This is a genomic window from Mycoplasma amphoriforme A39, from assembly GCA_000723365.1.
Classification (GTDB): domain Bacteria; phylum Bacillota_I; class Bacilli_A; order Mycoplasmatales; family Mycoplasmoidaceae; genus Mycoplasmoides; species Mycoplasmoides amphoriforme.
The window spans coordinates 969,503-996,107 of sequence record HG937516.1 but is presented as its reverse complement, the minus strand read 5'-3'; the positions used below and the strand labels follow the sequence as shown (position 1 = coordinate 996,107).

Annotated in this window: 24 protein-coding genes and 1 tRNA gene; 21 read left to right on the top strand and 4 right to left on the bottom strand. The window is 33.0% G+C overall.

Annotation, left to right across the window (positions count from 1 at the left end):
- Nucleotides 1-260 precede the first annotated feature (260 nt).
- Nucleotides 261-1,328: a hypothetical protein gene (locus tag ABDB96_RS03815; protein WP_343251452.1), complete on the bottom strand. Its 1,068-nt coding sequence runs from the start codon at nucleotides 1,326-1,328 to the stop codon at nucleotides 261-263.
- A gap of 483 nt (nucleotides 1,329-1,811) precedes the next feature.
- Here ABDB96_RS03815 and ABDB96_RS03810 point away from each other — a divergent pair, with 483 nt between their 5' ends.
- The 3 genes from ABDB96_RS03810 (at nucleotide 1,812) to ABDB96_RS03800 (ending at nucleotide 5,215) form a co-directional block, all read left to right on the top strand.
- Nucleotides 1,812-2,135 carry a DUF3217 domain-containing protein gene (locus ABDB96_RS03810; RefSeq protein ID WP_343251451.1) on the top strand — a complete coding sequence of 108 codons (324 nt, stop codon included), beginning with the start codon at nucleotides 1,812-1,814 and terminating at the stop codon, nucleotides 2,133-2,135.
- Between the two features lie 465 nt (nucleotides 2,136-2,600).
- The gene (gene thrS / locus ABDB96_RS03805) at nucleotides 2,601-4,364 is read left to right on the top strand and encodes a threonine--tRNA ligase (protein ID WP_343251450.1); all 1,764 of its coding nucleotides are present in this window, start codon (nucleotides 2,601-2,603) and stop codon (nucleotides 4,362-4,364) included.
- Nucleotides 4,365-4,366: 2 nt separating this feature from the next.
- Entirely contained in the window at nucleotides 4,367-5,215 is an 849-nt protein-coding gene (locus tag ABDB96_RS03800) for a hypothetical protein (RefSeq protein WP_343251449.1), read from the top strand.
- 21 nt (nucleotides 5,216-5,236) lie between these two features.
- Here the strand turns inward: ABDB96_RS03800 and ABDB96_RS03795 are convergent, their stop codons facing one another.
- The gene (locus ABDB96_RS03795; protein ID WP_343251448.1) at nucleotides 5,237-6,061 is read right to left on the bottom strand and encodes an HAD family hydrolase; all 825 of its coding nucleotides are present in this window, start codon (nucleotides 6,059-6,061) and stop codon (nucleotides 5,237-5,239) included.
- A gap of 197 nt (nucleotides 6,062-6,258) precedes the next feature.
- On the opposite strand from ABDB96_RS03795, the gene ABDB96_RS03790 reads away from it, so the two are divergent.
- From ABDB96_RS03790 to pepF, 9 genes are all read left to right on the top strand, one after another.
- Nucleotides 6,259-7,077 carry a DUF1600 domain-containing protein gene (locus ABDB96_RS03790; protein ID WP_343251447.1) on the top strand — a complete coding sequence of 273 codons (819 nt, stop codon included), beginning with the start codon at nucleotides 6,259-6,261 and terminating at the stop codon, nucleotides 7,075-7,077.
- A 166-nt stretch (nucleotides 7,078-7,243) separates the two neighbouring features.
- The gene (gene rpsP / locus ABDB96_RS03785; protein WP_425528245.1) at nucleotides 7,244-7,522 is read left to right on the top strand and encodes a 30S ribosomal protein S16; all 279 of its coding nucleotides are present in this window, start codon (nucleotides 7,244-7,246) and stop codon (nucleotides 7,520-7,522) included.
- A gap of 11 nt (nucleotides 7,523-7,533) precedes the next feature.
- Nucleotides 7,534-8,253, top strand: coding sequence for a tRNA (guanosine(37)-N1)-methyltransferase TrmD (gene trmD, locus ABDB96_RS03780; protein ID WP_343251445.1), 720 nt, complete (start codon nucleotides 7,534-7,536; stop codon nucleotides 8,251-8,253).
- Entirely contained in the window at nucleotides 8,231-8,614 is a 384-nt protein-coding gene (rplS, locus tag ABDB96_RS03775; protein WP_343251444.1) for a 50S ribosomal protein L19, read from the top strand. Before trmD ends, rplS begins: the two co-directional genes overlap by 23 nt.
- A gap of 43 nt (nucleotides 8,615-8,657) precedes the next feature.
- Complete coding sequence (locus ABDB96_RS03770; protein WP_343251443.1) at nucleotides 8,658-10,109, top strand: YitT family protein; 1,452 nt, start codon at nucleotides 8,658-8,660, stop codon at nucleotides 10,107-10,109.
- Nucleotides 10,110-10,113: 4 nt separating this feature from the next.
- Nucleotides 10,114-10,947, top strand: a complete 834-nt coding sequence (ylqF, locus tag ABDB96_RS03765) for a ribosome biogenesis GTPase YlqF (protein WP_343251442.1) — start codon at nucleotides 10,114-10,116, stop codon at nucleotides 10,945-10,947.
- Nucleotides 10,937-11,578, top strand: a complete 642-nt coding sequence (locus ABDB96_RS03760; protein ID WP_343251441.1) for a ribonuclease HII — start codon at nucleotides 10,937-10,939, stop codon at nucleotides 11,576-11,578. The genes ylqF and ABDB96_RS03760 overlap by 11 nt, the downstream gene beginning before the upstream one ends.
- A complete protein-coding gene (gene tyrS / locus ABDB96_RS03755) occupies nucleotides 11,579-12,814 on the top strand; it encodes a tyrosine--tRNA ligase (protein ID WP_343251440.1) in 1,236 nt (411 codons plus the stop codon).
- Nucleotides 12,815-12,934: 120 nt separating this feature from the next.
- The gene (gene pepF / locus ABDB96_RS03750) at nucleotides 12,935-15,196 is read left to right on the top strand and encodes an oligoendopeptidase F (protein WP_343251439.1); all 2,262 of its coding nucleotides are present in this window, start codon (nucleotides 12,935-12,937) and stop codon (nucleotides 15,194-15,196) included.
- 104 nt (nucleotides 15,197-15,300) lie between these two features.
- Here the strand turns inward: pepF and ABDB96_RS03745 are convergent, their stop codons facing one another.
- Nucleotides 15,301-16,005: a hypothetical protein gene (locus ABDB96_RS03745; RefSeq protein WP_343251438.1), complete on the bottom strand. Its 705-nt coding sequence runs from the start codon at nucleotides 16,003-16,005 to the stop codon at nucleotides 15,301-15,303.
- A 544-nt stretch (nucleotides 16,006-16,549) separates the two neighbouring features.
- Here ABDB96_RS03745 and ABDB96_RS03740 point away from each other — a divergent pair.
- The 3 genes from ABDB96_RS03740 (at nucleotide 16,550) to ABDB96_RS03730 (ending at nucleotide 19,182) form a co-directional block, all read left to right on the top strand.
- On the top strand, nucleotides 16,550-17,956 hold the full coding sequence (locus tag ABDB96_RS03740) for an arginine deiminase (RefSeq protein WP_343251437.1): 1,407 nt from the start codon (nucleotides 16,550-16,552) through the stop codon (nucleotides 17,954-17,956).
- 42 nt (nucleotides 17,957-17,998) lie between these two features.
- Nucleotides 17,999-18,074, top strand: a tRNA-Arg gene (locus tag ABDB96_RS03735).
- 247 nt (nucleotides 18,075-18,321) lie between these two features.
- Complete coding sequence (locus tag ABDB96_RS03730) at nucleotides 18,322-19,182, top strand: hypothetical protein (RefSeq protein WP_343251436.1); 861 nt, start codon at nucleotides 18,322-18,324, stop codon at nucleotides 19,180-19,182.
- Here ABDB96_RS03730 and ABDB96_RS03725 read toward each other — a convergent pair.
- The gene (locus ABDB96_RS03725; RefSeq protein WP_343251435.1) at nucleotides 19,160-19,687 is read right to left on the bottom strand and encodes a GNAT family N-acetyltransferase; all 528 of its coding nucleotides are present in this window, start codon (nucleotides 19,685-19,687) and stop codon (nucleotides 19,160-19,162) included. The genes ABDB96_RS03730 and ABDB96_RS03725 overlap by 23 nt on opposite strands.
- 143 nt (nucleotides 19,688-19,830) lie before the next feature.
- On the opposite strand from ABDB96_RS03725, the gene ABDB96_RS03720 reads away from it, so the two are divergent.
- The 6 genes from ABDB96_RS03720 (at nucleotide 19,831) to ptsP (ending at nucleotide 26,587) form a co-directional block, all read left to right on the top strand.
- Nucleotides 19,831-20,682 carry an MPN551 family DNA-binding protein gene (locus tag ABDB96_RS03720; RefSeq protein ID WP_343251434.1) on the top strand — a complete coding sequence of 284 codons (852 nt, stop codon included), beginning with the start codon at nucleotides 19,831-19,833 and terminating at the stop codon, nucleotides 20,680-20,682.
- Complete coding sequence (gene thiI, locus ABDB96_RS03715; RefSeq protein ID WP_343251433.1) at nucleotides 20,682-21,908, top strand: tRNA uracil 4-sulfurtransferase ThiI; 1,227 nt, start codon at nucleotides 20,682-20,684, stop codon at nucleotides 21,906-21,908. The genes ABDB96_RS03720 and thiI overlap by 1 nt, the downstream gene beginning before the upstream one ends.
- Nucleotides 21,874-22,872, top strand: a complete 999-nt coding sequence (locus ABDB96_RS03710) for a DHH family phosphoesterase (RefSeq protein ID WP_343251432.1) — start codon at nucleotides 21,874-21,876, stop codon at nucleotides 22,870-22,872. Before thiI ends, ABDB96_RS03710 begins: the two co-directional genes overlap by 35 nt.
- On the top strand, nucleotides 22,832-23,671 hold the full coding sequence (locus ABDB96_RS03705) for a TrmH family RNA methyltransferase (protein ID WP_343251431.1): 840 nt from the start codon (nucleotides 22,832-22,834) through the stop codon (nucleotides 23,669-23,671). Before ABDB96_RS03710 ends, ABDB96_RS03705 begins: the two co-directional genes overlap by 41 nt.
- Entirely contained in the window at nucleotides 23,652-24,632 is a 981-nt protein-coding gene (locus tag ABDB96_RS03700) for an RluA family pseudouridine synthase (protein WP_343251430.1), read from the top strand. The genes ABDB96_RS03705 and ABDB96_RS03700 overlap by 20 nt, the downstream gene beginning before the upstream one ends.
- 221 nt (nucleotides 24,633-24,853) lie before the next feature.
- Nucleotides 24,854-26,587, top strand: a complete 1,734-nt coding sequence (ptsP, locus tag ABDB96_RS03695; RefSeq protein WP_343251429.1) for a phosphoenolpyruvate--protein phosphotransferase — start codon at nucleotides 24,854-24,856, stop codon at nucleotides 26,585-26,587.
- Nucleotides 26,588-26,605: the final 18 nt, after the last annotated feature.

Here is a 26,605-nt window from a genome sequence, read left to right as displayed (position 1 = left end):
TCTAAAATTGTAAGAACTTTTATATTAATTTATCTTAAGATTGTCATTTATATTTTTTCAAAGTTAGTTGATAATTTGCAAATCTTCTATTCATTAAATAGAAATCTTATTAAAAAATATTTTGTCAATTGATAGTTTTATTTATTTTACTTTAATTAAAGACAATAACTTTCAAAACAATAATTTCGTGTTTTTATATGTAAATCTTTAAATATTTGATTTAAAAAATTTCAATAGTAAAAAAATATTAAAAACTCATACTAGCTTAAAAGTTCTTTTGATGCTTCAGAATCATTTTTTTTCGACTGCTCTATTTTTGTCAATTTGCTTTTCTGATTGTGAATGTATTGCATTCATCATTTGGAAATTTGATATAGATGGTAATCAATTTGTTTTGTTTTAATTTTTGATAGATCAGCATATTCCATTTCGCCAAAACGAGCCCGATAAAAAATCAATTTATTAATTTTTAAATTTTGATAACTATTAAAAAGACCATCACTTATTTTTAAAGGATTAATTTTTTTCAATTCTGGTGGTGCTGTTTTGGTTAGTTGTAATGCTAAGTATTGAGCAATTAATTTGACTACTTTGGTTTTATTTAACCCATAGTCTTCATCTGTACTAATTTCAATTGTGGCATTATTTATTACCATGTTAGCATCTACTGAAAATAAAACCCGGGAACCAATGCCTAAATATGGCTTATATAAAATTTTAGACTGGTTAAATATTGGGCTTTCAAAAATTAATGGATTAGCAATATTAATTAAATCGATTAGTTCATTAACATATTGATTGATTTTGGTTATTTTTGCAAAATGGGTAGATTTTGGATAATTATTAGTATACAAATAATCAAGTCTAGCCAAAAACACACATCAGCGGGCGAGTTGTTTTAAATTTGAATGATCGTCTATCATGATTGTTTTAGCAATTAGTTTTTTCAAAAATTGCAGGCAATCGTGATACATATCAGTCACTGCTTGAAAGTCAACAAAACTCATTTTTTCACTTAGGATTTTGGGACCAATCCTTTGGTACATTTGGTATCCAAAATGTGCGTCCATCACCGCTATGCTATCATTATGAAAACAGTTAAATTTAAGAGCATAAAAAAAGCGAAACATATGCGTGAAGGCGTTTTCAATAATTGCTAATTCGTACGTTGATTTCAAAATTGATGATTTTAGACCAAATGGTTTTAACAAGATATATTCGTCAGAAAATGGGGTTTTATTAGAAACTGTTTTTCAGGTTAAAAATTTATTCATAAAATTTTCAAGAATTGATAAAATTTTGTTGATTTTAATTTTTTTGGGTTCCATAAATTCTCGAGATCCGTACAAGGTTATTTTGCTTCTGATTGTAAGCAATTAACGCTGACAACGAGTTACTAAATAAAGTTATTAATCAAAAAGATTTGTTGAAAAACATCAACACCTTTTAGTTCAAACGCTACCAAACTATATGTGAATTATATATTATCTTAATTACATATAATTTTTATGCATTGAAAATTATCTATTGATGCAACTTAAAAATTGCTATTAATCGATATTCTAGGAACAATTTTCATAATCGAACAGATCTTAACATAATTTAGATTGTATTCTTATCTAATAGTTAGCACAATTAGGCGTTTTGAAATAAATTAAGCCGGTAGTTTTAAAATCAAATTCCTTAATCATTAAATTTTTCTTTTTATAACAATTAAACGCTTTTTTTAAGAAGTTTTTGATAAAAAGACGGTAATTATATATAATTAAAGTATTGTGCATTTTATAAATGTGTGATTTGGTAATAAGGCGATGTTAAATAAAGTAATCATTGAAGGAAATATCGTTAGTTCAAGGTGGTCTTCCAAAGGGAAAGGTTTTTTTGTTAGCATTCGGCAAACCCGGTTCTATGGTCGAATCATGTTTAAGGATAATTTTACCCTTTATGCTAATGTGCCTTTAGCATACGAACTTGAAAAATATGTTGCCCAATACGAAACAATCACTGTTGAAGGCGAATTACGCACTTATCAGGATCACAAATCAAAACAGTGAAAAACAGCCATTGAAATTAAAAAGATTTTGGTTGATGATGCTACTGGTTTCAATAGTGATCTGGCTAATAGTCAGAAATAGAAGCGAAGCCGATAATGGTAGCATGTGTAAACTATGTGAAACTTTCTGGTAATTTTGAAAAGATCAAAAAAGCAGAAAGCAGTTCTTATTTTGGAGGAATTACCCAGGTTGTAATTATGACAGCATCAAAGTTCACCATTTTTTTGAAATTTATGCATCTGTAGCGCGGCAAGTGTTCATTGGTATTTAGTTAATCAAAAGTGAGTTCCAATAGAAACGGTTTTAACAATTTTTAAATCCCAACTTTTTATAAAATGATGGTTTATATTAGGAAATTATGCTAATTTCTGTTGATAAAACCAATAAATCAGTTAGTTTTTACACCCGTTTATTAAAAATTAACTCGTAAATCGCATCTCACAATATCAACAAGAAATGACGATTTATGGTTTTGTTACGATTTGCATTTTTTATTTTATTATATGAGTAAAATTATTTTTGACAATAATGTAAAAAAGGATTGTTATGAGTAATCAAATCCGGATAGAATTTGTTCTAGCGTGTATTTTAACTAAATATTATTTAACTTCACAAGATCCAGATGTTAAATTTGGCGAAACAAAATTTGATGATGAAGGATTTGCTTTGGATTATTGAAGTACAAGACTAAATCTTAGTTCAAAAAATTTCTTAAATTTAAATAAACAACTTTTAAAATTGGCACCAACTTTAAAGACTGCCAAAAAACAAACTGTTGATTTACAACAAGCCTTAGCATTTGTTGCAAATGATGAATACCAAACTCAACTCATTAAAAATTCTGACCAAAAAAAATTTATTTTTTATGAAGTTAAAAACGCAAAGCAATGGATTTGGTTTCAAGATCTAAATTTTGATCAAGATCAGATTGAACAAACATTATCAAAACTAAAAACCTTTGATTTTTTAACGATTGGTGGGGTTTATTGACAAGGTAATGAAGCCAATGTTCAACTTACCAGAATTACCGGATGTGCGTTCACCAATTTGGATGAACAACAAGCCCATTTGCAATTAATTGAAGATCGCAAAAATAATGATCACCGCAAAATTGGTAAGGATCTAGATTTATTTACGTTCAATCATTTGTCTGGCAAGGGAATGGTGATATGGTTGCAAAAAGGCACGATTTTGAAAGAATTGATTGGTAATTACATCCATAACCGCCAACGTCATTATGGCTTTGAATTTGTAAGCACGCCAGTTTTAGGAAACTTACAATTATACAAGATGAGTGGGCATTACACCCATTATAATGAAGACATGTTCCCGCCAATTACCTTACTAGATGATGACCAAATGATGCTACGCCCAATGACTTGTCCCCATCACTCCTTGGTTTATATGAATAGACCTAGAACCTATAAAGAGTTACCACTACGCTTAAGTGAAGATGCCATTTTGCACCGCTACGAAACTAGTGGCGGTTTAATTGGATTAGAACGGGTGCGGGCGATGACACTATTGGACAATCACATCTTTTGTCGTGCCGACCAGATTGAAGATGAGATTACTAATGTTTATAAAATTATTGATGAAGTTGTTAAAGCGTTTAACTTAAAATTTGAGCGTGTCGATTTGGCAATCCACGACCCAAATAACAAAACGAAATTTATCGATGATGAAAAAATGTGAACCACAAGCGAAACGCAACTGGAAAATGCACTAAAAAAATTAAATATTAAATATGAAAAACAAATAGGCGATGCGGCCTTTTATGGCCCTAAAATTGATTTTCAAATTCGTACTGTTTTAAACAAAATTATTACAATGTCAACCATTCAATTAGATTTTTCTTTACCAAATAAATTTAACTTAGTTTATCAAAACCACGACCACCAGGAAGTTAAATGCGTTGTAATCCATTTGGGGATTATTGGCACATACGAACGTTTTGTTGCCACCTTATTGGAACAAACCAAGGGCATTTTACCCTTATGATTAGCTCCAGTTCAAGTGAAATTAATTCCCGTTAATAACCAAGTTCACCTAAATGCATGCGAACAATTAAAAATAAAACTGATGCAACATGACATTCGGGCTGAGATTGATTTACGAGACGAGCGCTTAAATAAAAAAATTCGTGATGCCCAAATTCATAAAATTCCCATCCAAATCGTTATTGGCGATAAAGAAGCATCCGATTTAACCAACATTAACTACCGAACTTATGGTTCGGATGCTGTTGTATCAATTTCTTTTGAAAATTTTTTAGACATTTTTACAAAAGCTAGACCTCATCTACAATAATTATGGAAAAAAAACTTTTTATTTTAGATACCAATCTTTCTTTAATCTATGATGAACGTGTCGATCTAGAAAAATTCTCAAAATTTCTAAAAAAACTAACAAACGAACATCTTTTGTTGATCATTACTGATGGCTGGTACGAACAAGTTTTACAAATTTGCAATGTTTTTGATGTTGATCAAGTTGACATCATTGCTGGCAATGGTGCAATCCTAAAACGTCATGATGCGACCGATTTTCAATATTTTGGTTTTATTAACAAAAACGACGTTGATCTAGTTTTACATTTAGCGATTGCATCCCATTCTGGAATCATTGTTAAGGGAATGGTTAAAAATTACGAGCATAGCAACGTCTTTTTAAATTATTTTTTAAATTTTCATGATCTGAAAAACTTTCAAAGAACATGAAAATTTGAAAATCTAAGTCAAAACAACGATTACTTCTCGTTTGAAAAAGAATTATTGCTACTTGAAATATCAGAAATTTATGTCTTTGAAAATAACAATAATTTTGCTACGAAATTCTTTGAACCAGATGGGGCGATTAATAATTTATTGAAAGAAAGGAGTCTAAACATTTATGAATTTTTACCCAAAAATTTTATTTTTACCAAAAAGGGAATCTCCAGAATGCTAGCAGTTAAAACTTATTTAAAAACTCAGGCTTTAAATTGGGAAGATGTGGTTTATATTAGTTTGGGCCAAATGAGTGGTAACGATCTTGATTATTATAACGAAATTATCCTACCGTTTTATGCTGATGAAGCCTTTAAAAAAAGTGCCACATATATCTATGATCCTAAAGAACCCCAATTAATTTTGGAACACCTAAAAAAGCAGCCAAATTAGTTTTGAAATTTAGAAGTCATCCTATTTATTAAAGTCAATCATTTCATTAATAAATTTCGCCACCCCTGCACTTGTATTTGGTTTCGCAATATACGGTGTAATTTCTTTTAATGAATTACTAGCATTACCCATAACTACTCCATATTTTGCATATTGGACCATAATGCGATCGTTTTCATTGTCACCAAAAGCCAAAAGGTTTTTGCAATCAATAATGTTTCTATTTTCTAATAGTTTTAGTGCATAACCCTTTGAGGTTCAATCGGGAGTTAGATCAATTAAAAAATTATTAGAATTGCGAACAAAAAGTTTAGGAATAGAAATGAAATGATCCCAAACTTTTTGAAATAAAACTAGATCCCAGACGATTGTCATTAATTTCAAAATTGGTAATTTGACTAATTGTTCAACATTAGATAAATTTTCTTTCGGATGATTTGCCGCTTCGCGATTGCCCTGGTGTTCAACTGGACCATTTGGCGTATAAGCATAGATTTTTTCATTGGTATATGCTTTATAGCCCAATTGGTGGTTGTGTAAATAAGTTCCAATTTGTTTTAAAGCGTTTTTATCAATCAATCCAATAATTTCACTAGTTCCACTTTTTAAATCGTAAATTTCCGTACCATCATTATTGATTACTGGTAAATCTAAATTGATTTGACTTGTAATTGCCTTTATTAAATAGTGAGGCCGTCCGGTGGCAATACCAATTTTAACGTTAGCGTTTTGCAAACGTAAGATTGCCTGTAAATTTTCAAAAATTAGTTTGCCTTGATCATCAAGGATGGTGCCATCCATGTCAAAATATGCATATTTAATGCTGGTGATTGCAATCTTTTCCATTCTTATTTCCTTGATAATTAAGTGATGATCATGATTTAACCACTTTTAATTATATTGTTAAAATGGTGTAGATGGCAAATTTTGAGATCTTGTCGACAACGTCTTTAAGAAGATGCATTCTTAAAGTTTGGTTTTTAGTGTAAAATTTTTAGGATGATTTTAATGAATGGTGGCACAATAACAACAAAAGTAGGTTAATGCTTAATTTTATGTTAACGACGATTTTTCAAATAAAAAACCAGTTTTTTAATTTCAAAACTTACCGCAGTTATGATTGACTTCATTTAGTTTTATTAATAATCAATGCCTTTGTGCCGTTTTTTGTGATCGCATTAGCCATTCTTAGTAGTGTTCGTAAAAATAGTGGGGCCTATTTTTGGTTTACCAATTTGGACAACTGAACGCAGCAATCCAATCTTTTAGCTTGCTTTTTTGTGTTCATGGCTTTTTTTAAACCAAACCACCGGTTCTTTAAAAACCACCACTTTTTAATGTGGGTGATGGTTTATCTTTTTGTGACCTTTATTTTTTCTAACGTTTATGTCATTTTTCAACTAAGTGGGTTACTATCAACCCAAATTGGTCATAATGTGATTCAAATAAACCCTTCGTCATTAGGGGGGATAATTTATGTTCCAGTTAATAATAGTAGCCCAGCCATTTTTTTTGTGTTTTTTTCCATCCTGATGCATTTGGTTAATCCGTTGTTTTTTATTGTTTTTGGGTTTTTGAAAATGCGTTTGTTAAAAATCAATTACCAAACCAAACTCTTGTATTTTTTATTTTATGGCTCGATTTATCCCATGATTTATATTACTTACATGATTTATATTCCCTGGTCGGGTTTTGAAGATAATTACAAAAACAGTTCATATAGTGTTTATGGTCCTTTAACCCAAACCAAATACAATCATTTCACATGGTTATGATTTATTCCGCTAGCAGCGATGTTCCCTATTTCTGGCTGAGCGGTCTGGGCTATTGACCACATGAAACCTAAAAAAGTCAAAACCTAGGCTGTTTTTTACTACAATTATTGAAGGTAACAATTCTTATGTTGGCTTTTTGAAAAAGTTTTTGCTAATCTTACTAAGATTAATGTAAAATATATTGCTTTGTTATACAATTGGGCAATTGTAATTATTACTTTGTTTATGTTAAGGAGAACCAAAATTGGTTAAAATGCGATTAACACGGACCGGACGACACGGGTTGGCTAATTACCGAATTATTGTTGTCGATTCGCGATCAAAACGTGACGGAAAATACATTGCATTACTAGGCAATGTTGATCCAATTAGTAAAAAAGTTAATTTAGAAGAAACGCTGGCAATTGAGTGGCTGCACAAGGGTGCACAACCTACCGATACTGTGAAAAGCATTCTTAAGAAAAAAGGTGTTTGACTAAAGTTTATGGCTGCTAAGCCCAAACTAAAAAAAGCCACTAAAGCACCGGCTTAACAATAGGGTTTATGCGGATTAGTGTTTTAACCCTTTTCCCTAACCTGTTTAACGAATTTTTAAAAACTTCAATTATTGGTATCGCCCAAATTAAAAAACGGGTGAAAATTGAGATTATTAATTTTCGCGAGTATGGGGTTGGTAAGCACCGCCAAGTCGATGATTCGGTTTTTGGTGGTGGTCCGGGAATGATTTTAATGCTAGATCCGATCGTGCGCTGCTTGCGTTCAATTCAAACTGACACTTCCAAAACATTTATATTGTCACCAAACGGATCGGTTTTCAACCAACCTTTTGCTCAAGATTTAGCAGTTAACGTTCACCATTTAATCTTAATTGCTGGACACTATGAAGGTTTTGATGCTCGAATCGAAAAGTTTGTAGATGGAGCGATTTCTCTTGGCGATTACATTTTAACTGGTGGCGAATTACCAGCGATGGTGGTGATTGAAAGTGTGGTTCGGTTATTAGATGGGGTTATTAATCCTAAAAGTTTGCAGCACGAGTCATTTAACTGTGATCTTCTCGATCACCCTTCATACACCAAACCAGCAGTGTATGAAGGTTATAAGGTTCCTGATGTTTTTTTGTCAGGTAACCACCAGGCCATCGCCAAATTTAACCATGAAGAACGGCTTCGGGTGACCAAATTGTATCGACCTGATTTGTATGCAAAATATTTAAAAAAAACCAAAGGTAACAAAAATCATGGAAAACCAAAAAGTAAATAAAAACGAAATTATCAGCAAAATTGAATCGACACAATTAAAAAAAGATGTTCCCAATTTTCAAGCGGGCGATGTGATTATTGTTTCAATTAAAATTATTGAAAACAAAAAAACCCGCATTCAAAAATTTGAAGGCGTGGTGTTGCGCACCACTGGCCGGGGGATTTCCCGCACCGTTATGGTTAGAAAAGAAACTGATGGCGTTGGTATTGAGAAAAATTTTCACGTTCACAATCCCAACATTTCCATTGCATTAAAACGCCAGGGCAAAGTACGACGGGCGTACATTAGTTACATGCGGCAACGTTCGGGTAAATCAGCACGAATTAAAGAAAAAAACCGGTTGATTTCCCCGGCTAATTAAGTTGTTTCTTAATAAACGTTTTCGTTTATTTTTTTAACAAAACATGAACACTTCTGATCCACTAACCCCGGCTCAACAACACGATAGTAAAACTAATTTAACCACTAGTCATGAGCAAACTAATGAACTAAAGGCTACTAGTAACGCTAGCAATATAGTGATATACGATAATAAGGATACAAAAAAAGCACTAGAAGCGACTAATAATCAACTTTGCTCATCGATGAAAAGAACGCGACTAACAACATCGATCTTACATTTTGCTAACCTTTATGGTCCCAAAAAATTATGAAGTCGGATCGCAATTATTAGTTTAACAGCCCTTTTACAAAGTTTTGTTACCTTGATTTTAATTCAAAATACGGGGATTTATAATTTTGGTTTGTCTTCAATAACTCAGGGTTTAGCACGAATTAGTTTTGTCCATTTAGCGTTAAACCAAAATAACATCACCCTTGCCAATGACGCGTTTAACATTGTTTTCTGGGCTGCTTATTTAGTATTAAACATTCCCTTATTTGTTTTTTCATGGTTTAAAATTGGTAAACGTTTTACTTATTTAACAATGATTTATGTCGTTGTTAGTAACCTTTTTGGCTTAGCACTAAGTTTTATTCCCAATATTAGTCGGGTTGTGATTTTTACTAATGCTAATGATAGTTCCATTTACAAGCAATTAATAACTAATCGAAATGTTAATGGCCAACCGGTATATCCGCCAAATAGCAAAATTAATAATTTGCAAGGCCTACTGGCTTCTTTACGATTTTTACCAGTCTTGTGACAGTATCCTGATGATGCGTCAAAAGCGGTTGGCTTATTATTTTATGGCTTAATTTTTGCAGTTACCACCACTTTGTTTTATACGATTATTTTTGTCGTTGGCGGGTCTACTGGTGGTTTTGATTTTATTAGTCAATGGTACGCAAACGTTAAGCAAAAATCTTTAGGTGGGGTTTTGTTATACGCCAATACAGCATTATTGTTACTAGGGGTTTTGATCGGATCATACATTCCCGGAAGTTTGATTTTACAAAAAATTCCTGAAACAATTACCATTAACCAGTACGCTGCACCTGGTTCATCAATGAACAATGTATCTGATTTTACCCTCCGAAGTTTGGCATGATCAGCCCCATTATACTTTTCACCAAATTTAATTTCGACCTTATTTGCTGCGATTATTTTTGGTGCTTTAATGGATTCGTGGTTCCCGCGTTACCGCTTGGCCCGGGTGGAAATTTACACCGATAAAATTCAAGAAATTCGCAATTTATTAATTAATGATAAAAACCCCCACAGCTTATCAATTCAAGATGTAATTGGTGGTTATAGTCTAAACAAACGGCAAATCATTGTGACGATTTCGATGTACATTGAAGTTCCTAGACTAATCCGGTTAATCCGGGCAGTTGATAAAACGTGCTTATTATCAATTACCACAATTCGGGGCATTGATGGTTATGTATTTTTAACCGAATCAACTGAAGCATAACTTTATGGAGCAAGCTGAACAAAAAATTAACTGGTTTCCAGGGCACATGAAAAAAGCCACTGACCAAATTAAAAAAATATTAAAAAGCGTAGATGTAGTCATTGAAGTTGTGGATGCTAGAGCAGTTCATCTTACTAGTAATTGACAATTACAAGCATTAGTTAACAATAAACCGATTTTGCAAATTGCCCTAAAAAACGACTTGGCTAAACCAGAAGCAGTTCCTGCGAAAACTAACTTCGTTTATGCCAATAAATTTGATCACCAACTAGCAAAAAAAGTTCTTCAAAAATTAGAAATAATTACGGCTAGAAAAACCGCTAATTTTCAAAGAAAGGGTTTAATGTTAATTCATTACCAGGTGATGGTGATTGGATTACCTAACGTTGGCAAAAGCACGTTAATTAATTGCTTGATTAACAAAAAACAAATTCGGGTTGAAAACCGTCCCGGAGTTACCAAAAATGTGACGCGAATAAAACTTAACGAAAAATTTAGTTTACTAGACACCCCAGGCATTTTATTTAAACGAATTGATGATTTTGCAACTGGAGCCAAACTGGTTTTAATGGGCATTATTAAACCCGAAGTGATGCCCTTTCACGCCGTGATGACTTTTGCTTACAATTACTTTAAAGTTAATTATTTAGCACTGCTAAATCATGCTTATCAAGTTAACGGTAATGATGATTACGAAATCTTTTTAACTAAAATTGCTATGAAACGGAAATTTATGCTCAAACATGACATTTATGATTTGCAACGTGCTGAACAATCGTTTTATCATGATGTTGTGAATGGCAAACTTGGTAAAATTAGTTTTGAACATGAAAGTTAACCAGTTATACCAATTCGACCAAGCCCTTTGCCAAAACGATACATTAATTTTAGGAATCGATGAAGTGGGCCGGGGTTGTTGGGCTGGGCCTTTGGTTGTTTGCGGTGTAATTTTAAAGCCAGAATATTACAACGAGCAAATTAATGACAGCAAACAATTATCAGCAAGTTCACGGGCTAAGTTATTTCATGAAATTATTGAAAACTGTATCGCGTATCAAATTGTTGAATTAAATAGTGAAACTGTGGATCGTTATGGTCCGAAACAAACGACAATTATGGGGATGAAAAAAATTGTAAAAAGCCTTGGTAAGCGTCAGATCAAAATTTTAATTGATTACGAACATTTTGCTTTTAGAAACTATAATATCACCGGGATCGTTCACGGCGATCAAGTTTCATACGCAATTGCTGCTGCTAGCATCATTGCCAAACACTACCGTGACGACTTGTTAATTGCTGCTGATGAAAAATATCAGGGCTATGGTTTTAAAAACCACAAGGGCTATGGGACAAAACAACACTGAATGGCGTTAAAAAAATGGGGTCCAATTCAAGGATTTCACCGTTATTCTTACCGCCCGATTCAAAAAATATTAGATTCTAGTTTTCATCAAGGTAAGGATTTTTAAATGGCTAAAAAAGTGAATAACGTTTTTCAAGAACTACAAAGTCGGGGCCTTATTGCCCAAACCATTTTCCCTGAAGAACTAGAACGCAAATTAACCACACAATCAATTAAATTTTATGTCGGTTTTGACCCAACTGCTGATAGTTTACATATCGGTCACATGTTGATGTTAATTGTCGCTAATAAACTGCAACAAGCCGGCCACCAACCGATTTTCATTTTAGGTGGTGGCACTGGCCTTGTTGGCGACCCAAGCGGCCGGACCGAAATGCGCAAGATGCTATCTGAACAAACGATTGCTCAAAATTGTGCAAAAATGCAAAAACAGATGTCACGCTTTATTTCGTTTTCGTCCAAAAATGCTGCGCTATTTATGAATAATGCCCAATGATTAGTTAATTTAAAATGGGTGGAATTATTACGGTTAGTTGGTGCTAACATGTCAGTTAATAAAATGTTAGCCACTGACGCATACAAGTCCCGATGGGAATCAGGATTAACATTTTTAGAATTAAATTACATGGTAATGCAAGCTTATGATTTCTACTTTTTAAATAAGCACCATGATGTTAGTTTACAAATAGGCGGCAATGACCAGTGAGCTAACATTATTGCTGGTGTTGATTTAATTAGACGCCTTGAAAAAAAGGAAAGTTACGGAATAACCGTCACGTTATTAACAAAAGCTGACGGCACTAAAATGGGAAAAACGGCCGCTGGTGCTCTTTGACTAGATCCAACTAAAACTTCGGTGTATGATTTTTACCAGTACTGAATTAACATTAACGATGCTGACGTTTATCATTTTTTTAAACTGTTAACTGATGAGCCATTAACAAAGTTAACTGCGATCAAAAAATTAAAAGGAAAAGAGTTAATTGCTGCAAAACACGAATTGGCCCTGATTTTAACAAGCAAAGTTCACGGTGTAAACGCTGCAACTATCGCCAAAAATCAGGCAATTGCCGCGTTTAGTAATGATGACAAAAACATGCCCGAAAAAACCCTTAGTTTGACTGATCTTGGTGACCAATCAGTCGCTTCCTTACTAATTGCTGTGGGATTATGTCCATCAAAAAGTGCAGCAAAACGTTTAATCAATGATGGCGGGGTTGTGATTAATGACACCAAAGTTGTTGATGCGAATGCAATGTTAGACAAAAAGGTTTTGCAAGCTAAAACTTTTGTTTTACATAAAGGCAAAAAACAACATTGAAAAATTAAAATTATTAACTAGTTGTTCATTGCATAAATGTGATAAAAAAGAAGATCAGATGATCTTTTTTTTATTTTCATATTTTAAGTTTTCATTTTTAATATATAATTTTTTTTAGCACATACATGAAAGATCAATGATATGAAGAAAAATAGTACAAAAAAAAATCCAGTTCAAGTAAAAAAAACAACAGCCGCAATACCTAAAAAAAATGTCATTAAAGTAAAAAAAGCAAAAGTTATTGTGCCTAAAAAAAATGATGTTAAGTTAAAAAAAACCAAACCGATAACAGTTAAAAAAAACGCAGCGAAAACCGATAAAACAAAAACGATAAGATCTAAAAAAAAATCAATTGAGATAACAGCCAACAAAGTTAAAAAACCTAAAAAGACCCCAATTAAACTAAACAAAACAAAATCTATAAAAGTTAAAAAAAATGTAGTTCAAGCAAAAGCAACAACCATCCTTGTTAAAAAAAGCACAACTAAAGCGAAAAAATTAAAACCTGTCATCGTTAAAAAAAATGCAACTAAAACCAAAAAAACACCTCAATCAAAAACTTCTATTTCCAAACAAGATCAAAAATATAGTTGGGATTTAGATGCAATTTTAGAAGACGACAGCTTAGAAACTTTATACAAAAAATGACAACAGGCTAAAAGTCGTTTATTAGCCGCTTACGACCAAGGGAAATTCGCCAAAACCGAAGCTAGTTTTGCTAACTTCTTAAATCAAGATAAAACCCTTAAAATTCTTAATAACCGTTTGATCAATTACATTTTTAATAATTTGAACGAAGATATTAATAGTAAACAATGAAATGGCTGACAACAAAAATTTATTTTTGAATCAAACCAGTTATCGCAAGAACTATCCCAATTCAATAAAGATATTATTAAAAATAAGGCCCAAATTCAAAAATTTCTTAGTCTTCCAAAATTTCAGCAATACCAACGGGAGTTTGATTTAGTTTTTAGAACCGAACCGTTTGTTTTAAAAGAAGATGAAGAGCGGTTGTTGTCGAAATTATCAATTACAAATGGTTCGGTTGAAGAGGTTTTTGAAACTTTAACGCGTTCGGAAATTAAATTTGCAGACGCTGTTACCAAATCAGGTCGTAAAATTCCCATTAAAACAACGGCTGATGTGGCTCCATTATTGCAATCAAAAGACCGAATATTACGAAAATCAGCGTGGCTGTCGCAATGCGATGCTTTTTATAAATTTCGCAACACCTTAGCAAAAACCTTATACCACGCATACTTAAAATTTAACACTTTAGCGAAAGTTCGAAAACATAAAGACTATATTAGTTTAACCGCTTTTAATGATGAAATTAATCCCCAATTTATTAATTTTATTTATGAACAAGTGGCAACTTTTGCTCCCATCATTAAAAAATATCAGAATTTAATGCGTAAAATTTTTAAAACTAAATTAAAACTTGAACGGGTTTATCCTTGAGATCTTGGTGTTAATTTATACGAAAAGAATTCTAAATATACAATTGAGCAAGCCCAAAAAATTGCTCTTGCATCCTTAGAACCAATGGGTAAAGAATACCAAACAATTGTTCAAAAAGCTTTTAGCGAACGCTGGGTTTCATGATTACCTAAACCAGGTAAGCAAACCGGAGCATATTCTATCGGTAATGCTGAAGGTTTACAAAAATTCTACATATCGATGAATTTTGATACCACTTTACGTTCTGTATACACGATTGTTCATGAACTTGGTCATTCCATGCATACATGGTATTTATTACAAACCCAAAAAGTTTATACGAATGTTTCCATTTTCTATGCTGAAATTTCTTCAATTGCCAACGAAATGCTTTTGAATTACTACTTGATGGACCAGTACCAAAATGATGACAAAATGAAAGCGACCATTTTGATTGAAATGATTGATAATTTTTTTGCAACCACAACGCGACAAATTATGTTTAGTAATTTTGAGTATGAAGCCAATGATAAAATTAACCATGGTGAACAATTTAACAGCGAGATCGCTTATGAGATTTACGCAAAGATGCACGGAAAATATTTAGGTTATTCATCAGCAAAAGTGCAACGTTTAACGAAATCAAAAATTGGCAAACGCACTCTAGCAATTATTTTAGCAGTTCCCCACTTTTACTCTGGGATTTTTTATGTTTACAAATATGCCATTGGCCAGGTTGCTTCAGTGATTGCATGCAAACGAATTATCAACGGGGTAGTAAACGCGAGAAATAATTTCTATAATTTTTTAAGGTCAGGTGACTCATTATCACCATTAGAGACAATTAAACTATTAAATATTGATTTAACAAAACGTGAACCGTGGCAGGAAGCTTTAAGTATTGTCACCGGATGAATTAAACAATTGCATAAGGTTGCCAAAAACCTGAAATTAGTTTAGTTAATAAGTTCATTTATTAATTGAAGAGCACACCTACGTGTGGTTTTTTTATTTTGATTACTAAAAAAATAATAAGGGCACACCTTATTATTTTCATTTTTTTTTTAAATTCGTTGGGCAACTTCTGGGTATTTGTTCAGAATTTTTTTGACGTGTTTTGTCAAGTCATCAACCTGTTGACGTTTCGACCGATGAACGCTAACGCCATCAACATTTTTAAATAAAAAGATTGCTAAAACACTAGTGAACACATAAAAACCTAAAACCGTTCCCCCGCCAATGGTTAGACCTAGTGCTGTACTACCAAAATAATAACCAAATGTTTTTGAATCTGGCAAGGCATTAACCGTTTTTTGAACTTCATTTACAATTGGCTTGGCTTGATTGATAAAATCGCTAACTTCTTTTGAGTCAATTCGATCAACTTTAGTTTTCGCTTCTTGTAATATATTGGTAATGGTGCCAAGAAGATTTTCAATGTTTTGTAAATCTTTTGAGTTGCGAATTGTCGGAAAAGCATTTTTAATGGTTTCGATTTTATTTTTTACATCTAGTGATGTATTCAAACCTTGATTAATGAAATTATTGGCTTGCCTTGCAAAGTTGTCAATCGTATCTGGTGCATTATCAATCTCCCGTTTAACTTTACTAACACTATTTTGAATGATTGACAATTTGTCACCATAAAATTTTTGTGCATCAGCCTTAAAGCGTAAGCCAGCAATTCCAATTGCAGTAATAATAATTAACGCAATGAATCCGACTAAAAAAGTAATTTTTTTAAAAAAAGAATTTACGCATTTAATCATAATGATCCTTTCTAGACACTTATTTTTAAGTTACCGAAATAAACGGCGTGTTTAGTTATTAGATTATATGGGAGTTAAAAAAATATTGTTAAATTGCTCATTAAATTAGTTAGGCTATTGCTGCTAAAAATAATTAATTATTTTTATTTATTTTTGAAAATTTCACACATCAAATTTAGCAATCTTTCCCGATTAATTTAATTATCTTGTTCGGCCACAAGAATCTTAAGTTAGTTAGGATTTGATTAGCAATAATTTGTCAAAATTTCAATGTAAACCTATTTGATTAAAATTCTTTAGTTCGAAAGTAATGAAAAATTATGATCACCATTTTTGCATAATATATTGTTACAAACTTTTTATTAAGATTTTCGGTTTAAATCCTGATATTTGTTTTGCTTTTTAACTACCTATGTGTTCATCTTTAACCCAAGATTTGAATGAACCTTTTTTATAATGTAATAAAACTAAAATATCAATCTATAATATAAAGTGTATGTTGTTAATTTTTTAAATTTTCGAACTTCATGGAGTGGTGATTATTGTGCCTAAAAAAACTTCTTCAAATTCCCAAATAAAAGCCCAAAAAAACAAATTAAAGTCAAGCAACCTAAACCAGGTGGTTGATATTGCAGCATTAGAACCAAGTCAAGTTCAAAATGAAAGTACTGCAAGCAAATTAACGCGTAATAATTTTGGCTTTAACCAGGGTGTTAATGTTGTTAACCAAACCAATCTACTTCGTGAAGTGATTGTGCACCGCCCGGGATTAGAAATTGAGCGTTTGGTTAATAAATTGACCACTATAAGCAATTTTGAAGGAAACTTGCACCTAGAACGAGCCCAAAGGGAACACGATCTATTTGTAAACATCTTGAAAAAACGGGGCGTTAAGGTTTATTATCTAGAAAAAATGGTTGCTGAAGCTTTAGAATTTGCTGGCCCTTTGGTTAAAGACCAGTTCATTAAACGGTTTGTTAGTGAAGCCAAGATTCAAAGCGTTAGCGTCTACCAAACGTGTGTTAATTACTTTCGCAGTTTTAATTCGGGAATCGATATGGTCAACGCAATGATTGCTGGGGTTAAAATTAGTGAAGTTCCCCCAATTGAACAAAACCGTTTTAGCGATATTTTGTTATCTTCAAACCCGTTTTTAATTACACCGCTACCAAAATTTCTTTTTCAACGCGAATTATTTCACGTTTTAGGTAACGGTATTAGTTTATTTAAATCTGGAAACCACCAAGGGCAACGGGCGAGTTTGTTTTACGAGTATTTAATCAAATTTCACCCCCGTTTTGACAATTTAAACTTGTATTTTAACCGTGATTTTGAAAATTGTGAAATCTCAGGAAATGACGTGGTTTTACTTAACGATACTAACTTATTAATTGGCATTAGCGAACAAACTGACGTAGTAGCGATTGAAACCCTAGCCCGCAACGTTTTTAATGATCGTAAAAATTCAATTAAACGCATTGTGGCAATTAACGTTCACACCTACCAATTAAGTGAAGCAAGTCGCAGTTTGTCGCAAATGTTTAACGTTGTCGACCGCGACAAATTTATTATTGATGAAAGTGTTTTAAACGTTAGCGAAATCTTTGAAATTACTAGTTCTATTGAAAAAGATATTGACGGAATTAATAAACTTAATTTCAAACAGTTAGAATTAAGTTTTAGCGAAGTGATCGAATTATTAATTAACAAACGACCAAAATTTGTCATTTGTGGTGGTGGTGATGAAATTAGAAGCGAACGCGAACGAAACTATTACGGGATTAATACGTTAACAATTGCTCCTGGTGAAATTGTGGCTTATGACCGGAACCATTATACGAACCAATTGTTGATTAATTTAGGGGTAACAATTCATACCATTCCTTCAGCTGAATTATCCCGGGCTCCGGGTGGTCCGTTTAACATGATTTGCCCACTTTGAAGAGAATAAGGTAAAATATAATTAGTTTCTAAAATAAACTATTTCATTTATGTGCCAGTAGCTCAGTGGATAGAGCACACGCCTTCTAAGCGTGTGGTCGGGGGTTCGACTCCCTCGTGGCACGCCATATTATTTAATCGTGCACCACTTCACCGTGGTGCATTTTTTTTCACTTAATTAGTTTGCTTTTAAATTTAAAGTTTGATCCAATTTAATTATTCTTAAAAAAGTGGTCAGTTCTTTCCTTTTTTTATTTAAGAAAAGACAAACATTTTAAAAAATCGTTTTACAATATTAAAATTAAACTAGTTACAGTGAAAACCAATTTCTTAAAATTTGAGAAAGAATTGAATTTGAAAAATTAGTAAATTTATATGAAATTAATTGTTACTGGAAAAAAAATTAATGCAAATATAGAAAGAATCATTGCCAAATCAAAAGATTGCGGCCAAGTTTTTAGCGAAGACCGCTTTTACACAATTGTTAATGAGTATTTAGATTGCAATCTAAAAAAGCATTCGCGTTTACTATATTACATTGTTGTCTTTTTGTTCCGTTCGTCAAATTACAAGCATTCTGTCGATATTGTCAATGGTAAGCCGTTATGAATTTGAATTGTTGACGTTTTTTGTTGGTTTTGCTTAACGGCTTTTATCGTGTGTTTAATTGCTGGTATTGCCCAACCAATTAGTGTGGCCTTGTCGGGATTAATTAAGTTTGATTTTTCTAGCATTAATAAGGCGTTTCAACAAACGTTTGCTGATCCTACAGCGGTGGTTTTATTAGTAATTTCGTTTATTACTTTTGGCATTGCCATGTTTTATTTATATTTATTAAAAAAAGTGATTGCTGTTAACCGCCGGTACGGCCTGAAAGATTTTGTTGTTTATAAAACCAGTTTTATTTTAAACCGTGAACGTTACATTAGTATTAATCATGATTTGAACAAAAAAACTTTAAAAAAGCTTGAAAAAATGTTAAAAAAGCAACAAGGTTCGAACCACCCACCATACTGGCTTGTTCGGAATCTAGATATTTTTGATGATCCAGTGCGGTGAACGATTTTACAAGTAACGAACGTAATGAATAAACTGTTTCCCGACTTTGCTTTAACACTAATTTTTGATCATGTCCCTAATGAACGAGCCAAAACGATGATCAATACCATTGATCTTGATTTTAAATATTTAAAAGCAAACGTAGTTACTGAAACTAATGATCCTTTAAGTACTTAATGTATGTATCATAACCAGTTTTGGTGCAAAACGGGTTATTATTGCCAACGTATTTAATAAAACCTAACGAAATTGCTAAATTAACCGAAGGAATGTTACTTGGTCAAATAATTAGTACGGCGATTTTTTTATTCAACTTAAAGTTAACGTTGCACATGTAATTAACAATTGTTGACGTAATTCCTTGCAGCCGGTGCTTGTAGTCAAGCCAGTAGCCCATTTCAAAAGCTGTCGCGATTTTTGTTGGTCGGATTTGAAAGTCACCAATAATTTTATGTTTCTTAATAATAAAATAGGTATATTGTGTTTTTTGATTTCAATTATCTAAAGCATTAGCAACAGTCATGTAAGCACTAGCAGGGCTATAGTTTGGCAGATGACTTCATTCTAAATACTGCAGGTGTTTCAGGTTCACTTTAGTTATTTCGTATAATTCAGCAACCCTACTAAGATCAATTTTTCTTAAACTGATGTCTTTATTAATTTGATAAAAATCTAAATACATGATTAAACTTGGTCGTTATAATTATTAACTTTGATTTTACTATAATTGTTGAAACTATTTGTTGATAAAACAATCTAATTAATTTTTTATCACTTGCGATAAATTTTGGGTTAGAATTAAGAATTACCAAGGATCATCATTTCATGCCTTTTACTAAAAAAAATCACGTTGATTTTGAAATTATTAGCGACCAAATCAAACTCTTACCAGCCTATTTACAACGCCAACAAGCAAAATTTAAAAAAATTACAGGGTCACGATTTAGTAGTGTTTTAGGTTTTAACAAATACACTACACCCTTACAAGTGTGGTGTAATATGGTGGGAATTTATAAAGAAACAATGGATCCAGTACTAGCAAAAGTTGGTAATTGTATTGAACCTAAAATTCGTGATTTTGTAAGTAAAAAACTTGATCTTGATTTCAAAGTTTACAACCCCGCCCAAGTGAATTGGGATGTTTTTATCGGTGATCATGACGTTTATGGTGGGGTTCCTGATGGCGAGCCAATTGATGCCAACGGCAATTTGAATTATCCAGAAAAACCAATGCTTGAAATTAAAACGACATCAATTGATAGTTTTGTATATAAACAAGTTGATGGTGAAACACGCTTGATTTTTGATGCAAAAGGCTTACCGTTAGTGAAAAAAAATGGTGGTAAAAAAGCGACTTGGTTTGATGACAACCAAAAAATTGTGATCCCGCCTGATTACAAGTTGCAATTAGGATTGTATTTATACTTAAGAAATATCGAAAAGGGGTTATTCGCGATTTGCTTTCTTAAAGGAATTGATTATAAAGAACCTGAAAAAATTAATCTGAACCAACGCGAAGTCCACCTAGTTAATATGAATATGAACCGCAATCAGATTCTTCCGTTTATTGAAACGGGAATTAATTGGTATAACACTTACATTAAGCAAGGAATTAGTCCGAAGTTTACTGATATTGATCATGTGTGACTCCAAGAACAATTAAGGGCTGGAATTTAATGATAAAACGATTAACAAGTGAACCGATTATTGTCGTTAAATATGGTGAGTTGTCACTAAAAGGGAAAAACCAACCTGATTTTGTCAAAATTTTGCAAAAAAACCTGACTAAAGCGTTAAGTAGTTTCAAGCTAGTTTTTAAAACTCATTATGATTATTTGGAAATTTATGATTTTGATTTAGCCCAAATTAACGCCATTATCACCACATTACAAACGATTCCGGGAATTAGTTTAATTCATTTAGGCTACAAGTTAGAACGTGACTTAGATTTACTAAAAATTTGTGTTAATGCCAATATATCTGATGATGTTTCGTTTCGGATTGAATGCAAACGGAAAGATAAAAAATACCAGTATAATTCGCTGGAATTAAAAGTTCTTTTGGCCAATTATGTTTTAGCTAATCACCACAACTTAAAAGTTGATCTAAACCATCCCATGGTCCAAATTGATGTTGAAATAACCAAACAAAACTTCTTGGTTTTTACTAATAAATACCGGGGGTTAAATGGCTTACCAGTTGGTTCTAGTGGTAAAGTTTTAGTTTTGCTTTCTGGCGGAATTGATAGTCCAGTAGCCGCCCACCAGTTGCTCAAACGGGGCATGCACGTTGATTTTTTAACTTTTATCACCCCACCACACACAACGCTTCAAACGGTCAATAAAATTAAAAAATTAGCACAAATTATTACGCAAAATGGCACGTTGTGCGATTCGTTATTATATGTTTGCAATTTTACCAGCATCCTGCACGAGTTAAACCATTGTCATCCTGAAAGTTATAAAATTACCATGATGCGTCGCTTTTTTTTAAAAATTGCCGAACAGCTGTGTGCAAAGCATAACTATGACGCAATTGCTACAGGCGATGCCTTAGGTCAAGTTGCATCGCAAACAATTACCAGTTTAAAAACAATTAGCCAAGTAACTCCCGATCTTTTAATTTTGCGACCATTAATTGGTTTTGATAAAAACGAAATTATTAATTATGCCAAAACGCTTGGCACTTATGCTACTTCGATCTTACCTTATGATGATGCTTGCAGTTTATTTGCCCCGAAAAAACCCGTAACTCATCCGAAGGTGATCGTTGCTACTAAAATTGAACAAGACTTGAATTTAACTGGTATACTAGTTAATAGCGTTAGCAATAAGCAAATTACCATTTACCATATTAAGGATCTAGGCAATGATTTTAACACTGATCCAAAAACAAATAATTAATAAGATTAAAGAATTCAATAACATTACTTTATACGTCCACGAACGTCCTGATTTTGATGCCCTTGGCTCGGCGTTTGCGTTTAAATCATTTTTGGCCGAATATTTTCCAAGTAAAACCGTTTATGTAATGGGTACATATAAATTACACCCGTCTTATGGGGCTGACCTTTTTCCTTTTGAAAAAAACGAAGTTGATGAAAAATTTTTAGCCAGTTCATTAGGGATTATTTTTGATACGGCAAATGCGGCTAGGGTTTTAACCCAACGCCACGAAAGTGCCAAAGAATTGATTCGGTTTGACCATCATCCGAAAACCGAAGAAATTGGGATGATTGAATGGGTTGATCCAACTTATTCATCAACTGCGGAAATGGTCGGTTGGTTCATTAAAGCATTAGGTTATAAACTAACACCCGAAATTGCCACCTACATTTATGCTGGAATCATCACCGATACGGGACGTTATCTATATTTATCAGCAACCCCTAGTACTTACAAAATGACTTATGAACTTTTAAAAACGGGTTTTAACCGTTTGTTAGTTCATGATGCAGTTTACAATAAACCGATTTTAGAACATAAGTACTATTCATACGTTGTTAACCGGGCGAAAATTACGTCTTACGGACTAGCTCACGTTTCGTTACGTAAAGGTTCACACAAGCGTTTTGGAATTGAATCACCAATGACCATGGTGCATGCATTAAACAACATTAGTGGTGTGCGCATTTGGACTGCATTATATTACGATGATGTTTCCAAGAAGTGAAAGGGTTCAATCCGTAGTCGCGACTTACCGATTAATCAGTTTGCCGCGATGTTTAACGGCGGCGGTCATAAGTTTGCTTCGGGTTTTAGTTTGGACAATAAGGCTGATTTTAAGAAATTAATTAACGTTTTAAATGACTATTTAGCATCACTTAGTGCTAAAGAAAACAGCGATGTTCAAATTTCATTTAATTAATTCAAGTAATAATCCGATTTTTAAAGATTTAAAGGTATTTGTGAAAAACGGTGACCATAAGGACTTTCGTGATCTTTTTTGTGTTGCTGGTTTAAAAAACAATTTACTGGCTTTACAAAACAATTGTTTGCCCCATTCCGTTTTTATCAATACCCAAATTAATCCGAAAATTGTCAATCAAATCAAAACTTTAATTAAAAACCACAAGGTGCGTTGCATTCAGTTAAGCCAAGCATTAACAAGTAAAGTTAATGAACTTGGCAATGGTAATGACGTGTTTTTTTACTATGATAAAAAAATGATTTTTAATCGTAGTTTTGTGATGAATAATACTTATAATTACGTGTTGTGCGACCATTTACAAGATCCGCATAATTTTGGAGCAATCATTCGCAATGCTGCTGCGTTTAACGTTGCTGGCATTTTCAGTTATGGCTGTCCTAATTTTTGAAATCCGAAACTAGTTCGGGCGAGTGCGGGAACGCTTTTTAAAATTCCGATTAGTTTGATTAGCAACTGGAATGATTTTGTTAGTGTTTTACAAAAAAAGCAACTAAAATTAGTGATTACCGCTCGCGATTTACTAGCTAAACCGATTGGTGAATATCAAAATCAAAAAGGCTTAGTAGTGGCTTTTGGCAATGAAGGCCATGGTTTAAGCGAAGAGGTTATTAAAGCTGCTCATAGTCGTGTTTGAATTAAAATTAACGACAAGGTCGAATCGTTAAATGTCGCTTCGGTTTCTGGAATTATTTTGTACGAATTAAATCAAGATGATCATGAAAAAAATCATTGTTAAAGATCTTGTAAATCCCGTGCGAATTGAAAATTATTTGCACAAACGGTTTCCCGATTTTTCCCGGGCGTTAATTTTTAAACTATTGCGTTTAAAAAAAATTAAGGTGAACAAGGTGCGTTGTAAAATTGCCACAACGATCCAAAATGATGATGTCATCCAAATTTATCATGATTTAATTTTTAGTTCTAAACAAAACAAAAATGGCAAAAAAGCCATGCCCTTTTTACAAACTAAGGGCCAATTAAACGTTGTTTATGAAGATCAAAACATTGTTGTTATTGACAAACCAGTTAACTTAATTTGTCAACCCGGTAATGATGAATCTGTTCAAACTTTGCAAAACTTATTTTTAAAATATTTGTATAGCAAAAATGAACTGCATTGAAATGACACTTTTACCCCAAGCATTTGTCACCGCTTAGACCAAAATACTGCCGGTTTAATTATTGCTGCTAAAAATGCATTAGCTTTACAAGAAATGTACGAATTATTGCGCAACAGAATGTTGACCAAATTGTATGAATGCTTAATTTACGGATTAATTGAACCAAAAGCCAAAACTTTAAAAGCGTATTTAACTAAAAGAAGTGATTTGAATTTAGTATCCATCTCAAATAAAAAAACTTTAGATAGTAAAGAAATTATTACTAAGTACCAAGTAATTCAACATTTTGTTAAAGCAAAAATGAGTTTATTATTAGTGGAATTAACAACGGGTCGGACCCACCAAATCCGGGCTCACTTTAATTTTTTAGGCCACCCACTAGTTGGTGAAACCAAATATAGCCAAGCCCAATTTCACCAAGCTAATGCCCAATTTAAGTTTCAAGCACTGCACGCCAAAACCATTATTTTCCCCCATTTAGATCGTGAACAATTTAAACAATTGCATTATTTATCGAACATGAAATTTGAGTCACGAATGATTCCGTGATTTCAAAAATTGCCCTTTCTTAAATAACTTTCGATCAAAAATTATCTTGTCATCTTGGTTAAATAATGCCTATCAACCAGTTAGTTAGCGGTTAGTTTGAACATTTTTTAACCCTTTTAAAAAAAAACGTTAAAATCTAAGTAGCAAAACGTAATCATTCATATTTTGTCTGTATTTAGATAAACGAAAAATGTGATTGATTATGAAGTTTTATAGTTTTTTAGTGTAGAAAATCCCGAGGTAACGGTATGAAAATTAGACAGGGAATTGGTGCATCAGACGGAATTGCAATTGCAAAAGTTTACAAGTTAAGTACACCAGTATTTTCCATTCCCCAAACGACCATTAAGGCCCAAGAGGTGGTCAATGAATTAGCTAAAGTTAAAGCCGCATTTCTTGTAGCGAAAGAACAAATCGCTGAAATTAAAGCGATTGCTAACCAAAAATTAGGTAAAGAGCAGGGTGACATTTTTCAAGCCCACATTGAAATTTTAAATGACCCCATGTTGTATAGCCAAATTGAAACCGGGATTAAAAAGAATTTTAAAAACGCTTTGGATGCCATTAGTGATGCTTTTCAAGCGACTTATGATTTGTTTTTATCGTTACAAGACCCTTATTTTCGCGAACGTGCCGCGGATATTAAAGACATTCGGACCCGGGTTTTGGCAATTATGACCAAAACCCCGTTGCCTAACTTATTGACCATTAATTCTGATGTCATTATTATTGCTGAAGATTTATCACCTTCCCAAACTTCTTTGTTAGATAAAAAATACATTAAGGGTTTTGCGACAAATGTTGGCGGTCGCACGAGCCATGTTGCCATTATTTCCAGAACCCTAGAAATTCCTTCAGTGGTTGGTTTAAAAACCATTACTGAAGACGTAAAGCACGGTGAAGAAATTATGCTTGATGGTCAAGCAGGAATCGTGGGTTGAAATTTATCTGCTACTGATCGTGAACAATTTTTAAACAAAAAACGGCAATTTGATGAAGAAAAAAGGATGTTATTGCAATATCTTACCCCAAAAGCCATTACCACTGATCATCACGAAGTGATTGTTTGTGCCAATATTGGTACACCCGCAGACATGAGCGGTGTGAAGCAGTATGGCGGGAAGGGTGTAGGTTTATTTCGGACCGAATTTTTATACATGAACGGTAACGAATGACCAAACGAAGAAGTCCAGTACGAAGCGTATAAAAGTGTTGTTAGTTTAGCCAATAACGAACTAGTAATCATTCGAACTTTAGATATTGGTGGCGATAAAGATTTACCATATTTTAATTTTCCTAAAGAAATGAATCCCTTTTTAGGATGTCGAGCAATTCGTTTTACTTTAAACCAACCCGAAATTTTTAAAACCCAATTACGAGCATTACTACGAGCGAGTGCTCATGGTAAAATTGGCATCATGTTCCCAATGGTTGCGACCGTAAATGAGTTGCAAAAAGTTAAAGCTTTACTTGCGACTTGTGCAGCCGAATTACAAAAAGAAAACACGCCATTTGGTAAGCCATTGGTGGGCATTATGATTGAAATTCCTTCAGCAGCCATGCTGGCTGATATTTTAAGTAAACATGTCGACTTCTTTTCGATTGGTACGAACGATTTAATCCAGTATTCGTTTGCTGCTGACCGGATGTCCAAAGCCGTTAGTTACTTATACCAACCATTAAACCCCGCTTTATTACGTTTAATTAAAATTACTATCGATGGTGGGCAACTTAATAACGTGTGAACGGGGATGTGTGGCGAAATGGCTGGTGAACCATTAGCGATTCCGTTACTATTAGGTTTAGGTTTAAAAGAATTCTCAATGAGTGCACCAGCGATGCTAAAAGCAAAGTACATGATTTCCAAACTGAATTATCAAGAGTGTAAAAAAATTGCTAATATTGCAATTAGTTTGGATTCAGAAGTTGCTGTTAACTCCCTTGTGAAAAGTTTTTTAGACAAGCAAAACATTAAGTACTAAATTAAAACTTGATTAAAT